At 39.9% G+C, this 1,751-nt stretch carries 2 protein-coding genes and 2 pseudogenes; 3 read left to right on the top strand and 1 reads right to left on the bottom strand.

Features of this window, described 5'->3' with window-relative positions; genetic code table 11:
- Positions 1-375, bottom strand: a pseudogene (locus AC1DPZ_RS26550) (hypothetical protein); the annotation flags it as partial.
- A gap of 178 nt (positions 376-553) precedes the next feature.
- Here AC1DPZ_RS26550 and AC1DPZ_RS26545 point away from each other — a divergent pair.
- The 3 genes and pseudogenes from AC1DPZ_RS26545 to AC1DPZ_RS26535 form a co-directional block, all read left to right on the top strand.
- Positions 554-1,207, top strand: a complete 654-nt coding sequence (locus tag AC1DPZ_RS26545) for an ABC transporter ATP-binding protein (RefSeq protein ID WP_477409162.1) — start codon at positions 554-556, stop codon at positions 1,205-1,207.
- A 1-nt stretch (position 1,208) separates the two neighbouring features.
- Complete coding sequence (locus AC1DPZ_RS26540) at positions 1,209-1,517, top strand: hypothetical protein (protein ID WP_477409160.1); 309 nt, start codon at positions 1,209-1,211, stop codon at positions 1,515-1,517.
- Positions 1,507-1,751, top strand: a pseudogene (locus tag AC1DPZ_RS26535) (haloacid dehalogenase); the annotation flags it as partial. The gene AC1DPZ_RS26540 and the pseudogene AC1DPZ_RS26535, both read left to right, overlap by 11 nt.

Below are 1,751 nucleotides of genomic sequence, written 5' to 3'. Positions count from 1 at the left end.
ATTTAAGCTTTTGTACTGTTTGGGGACAAGGGGTAATAAGGAGTGATATTTATAATTTGCAGCGCTATCTTTATGGAGGTATCCTAATTCATTATAGGAGCCTATAAAAATATCGTTTTTTGAGTTAAGCCCCAGCGAAAAAACATAATTCTGATCGGTAATAGTTGTCAGGTCCCACTTTAGGCCATCGTATCTAAGCACACCGTCATTATTGGCAATATACAATACTCCTTCCTTGTCCTGCGCCATGGTCCAGCTTTGTATAGCGCCGCCGTAAACATTCACCGGGTATTTTTCAACAAATAGCTGTTGCGCGCTTATAAACGATAGGTCGAAAAGAAGTATGCAACAAATTAATTGAAGGTGTTTAATCATATAAAAATCAGGATGGCTGTAATAAGGCTTATTTCTTTTGAGTTTAAATTTACTTATTTGTATACGAGTCAAGCAACGTTTTGTTTTCTTTTTTACCTTCCGGCCTTTAAATTTTTCTCACCGTTTTAATCCATTTGGGGTCTCCTAATAAAATCAACCAAAACACTAACTTTGCGCTATGCTTAAAGCCAAATCTATCTTTAAATCATACGGTCAGCTACAAATATTAAAAGGGGTTGATCTGGATGTTCAGCGTGGCGAAATTGTTACCATTGTTGGTGCATCGGGCGCAGGCAAAAGCTCCCTGCTTAATATTTTGGGTACGCTGGACAGGCCCGATTCTGGTCAGCTGTATATTAATGATATTGAACTAAGTAAGCTCAATAACAAGAACCTCAGCGATTTCAGGAACCGTAAAATTGGCTTTATTTTCCAGTTTCACCATTTATTGGCCGAGTTTACCGCTATTGAAAATGTTTGTATCCCCGCCTTTATTGCAGGTGTATCTAAATCTGAAGCAGAAAAGAAAGCCAAAGAACTGCTTGTATTGCTGGGTTTAGGTGAACGGATGAGCCATAAGCCAAATGAATTATCGGGCGGCGAACAGCAAAGAGTAGCAGTGGCACGTGCGCTTATTAATAACCCGGCGCTTATTTTTGCCGATGAGCCTTCGGGGAATCTCGATTCGGTAAATGCGCTTGAACTGCATGAACTTTTCATTAAGTTGCGTAAGGAATTTAATCAAACCTTTGTAATTGTTACTCATAATGAAGATCTTGCCAACCTGTCGGATCGGACGGTGATGATGAAGGATGGTTTAATTGTACAATAAATTGAAGATATTAATAACAGCAGCTAATTCCGCGCCGGCCTATAAGCTAAAAAACAAACTGAACGGCGACGATGTTATTATGGGCGATCACCTTGAGTTGCCCGCTTTTATGCTGAAACCGGGGCAGCTTATTCGCCTTCCCGATCCACAATCTTCCAGTTATACACACGAAATGTTAACTTTATGCCTCGATCTGGGTGTTGAGGTTGTTTACCTTTTCCGTGCACCGGAAATAGCCTTGCTGCAACAAGCCGGAGTATTATTTAATGAGTATAATATAACAATCCTTGCCGGGGACAATGAAGTATAAAGATATTGATAAGCGCAAAACAGCGTTCATTTTGGAACTTGACGATGTTTTATATCCAGCTAAAGATTATACATACCAGGTTTATTACCTTTTTGCCAACATGCTGGAATATGTTGAATTGKTTGATGCTAAAGAGACAACCAATTTGATGACCGCTACGTATTTAAAGGAAGGAGCAGATGCCGTTTTTGATAAAGTTGCCAAAGCGTTTCCGGTTGCCGAACAGTACAGGGA

The sequence above is a fragment of the Mucilaginibacter sp. P4_G9 genome, assembly GCF_056400985.1.
Note: the sequence above shows the minus strand (reverse complement) of the source record. Positions and strands in the feature narration are given on the sequence as shown.